2 protein-coding genes are annotated in these 1142 nt (G+C 63.7%); both read left to right on the top strand.

The window, feature by feature from the left end; translation table 11 throughout:
• A partial coding sequence (locus tag BN1129_RS07675; protein ID WP_339366200.1) for a glycosyltransferase occupies positions 1-548 on the top strand: 548 nt, incomplete at its 5' end.
• 268 nt (positions 549-816) lie between these two features.
• On the top strand, positions 817-1142 hold a 326-nt coding region (locus BN1129_RS07670), incomplete at its 3' end, for a LysM peptidoglycan-binding domain-containing protein (RefSeq protein ID WP_042035652.1).

Here is a 1142-nt window from a genome sequence, read left to right as displayed (position 1 = left end):
TCTCGCCGCCCTGGTGGGGGCAACTGGATGAACGGCCGCTGGTCATCGTCAGCCAGGGCACGCTGGCCAATGTGGATCTGGGGCAACTGCTGCTGCCGGCCATGCAGGGGCTGGCCGGTGATGCGTTGCAACTGCTGCTGACCACGGGCGGTCGGGATCCGGCGTTGCTGGGGCGATCCATCCCCGCCAATGCCATCGTCACCGAGCATGTGCCGTTCGAGCTGGCGCTGCCCAGGGCCGCTGTGCTTGTGACCAACGGCGGCTACGGCTCGGTGCAGGCGGCGCTGGCCCACGGGGTGCCGCTGGTGGTGGCGGGTACAGGGGAGGACAAGGCAGAGGTGGCTACCCGGGTGGCGTGGAGTGGCGTGGGCATCAATCTGCACTGCAACGAGCCGACGGCAGAGGCCGTGGCCACCGCGGTGCGCAAGGTGGTACACGAACCGCGCTATCGGTCACGGGCGTGCCTGCTGGCCGACGAGATGGGGAGGCTGGATGCCAGGGCCGCCATCGCCGAGGCAGTGACGATCCTGCTCGCCAGCACTCGATAGTAGAGGGGGGGGAGCGGGTCTCCCTTTTTGTCCTGCTTCTGCTAAGTTTGCGGTTGTTAGCCGACTTGTCATGCCAAGAGCCGGTGCCAGCGGCGATGGATACACTTTTTCATGTAAAAAGAGCCATCCCGACGTTGAATTCTTGGCCGACTCAGGAAAGAATGCGCGTTCGGTTATCGACCTCGGGCGCAGAGTGACTCGTCACAGGCCGGACCGAGGATGACACGGCCCCCGGCCAACTTGGTACAGGAAACCACACAGGAATTTTATGACTCCCCTTCGCACTGCCGCTTTGGCCCTTTTATGTACTCTGACGCTGGTCAGCCATCAGGCCGCTGCCGTTGAATACGCACTGCCCGCGGCCAACAGCCGCCTGATCGGTGAGAACCTGGAATATGTGGTGCCTGCGGACAACCGTCCGCTGGAGCAGATCGCCGCCGACTTCCAGTTGGGCCTGACCAACATCATGGAAGCCAACCCGGGCGTAGACCCCTATCTGCCGACACCGGGCAGCAAGCTGATCATCCCCCATCAGTTGATCCTGCCGAATGCGCCCCGTGAAGGGATCGTCATCAACGTGGCCGAGATGCGCCT

Source organism: Aeromonas popoffii, from assembly GCF_000820025.1.
Classification (GTDB): domain Bacteria; phylum Pseudomonadota; class Gammaproteobacteria; order Enterobacterales; family Aeromonadaceae; genus Aeromonas; species Aeromonas popoffii.
The sequence above is the reverse complement of the archived record's forward strand: the minus strand, read 5'-3'. Positions and strand labels throughout refer to the sequence as shown.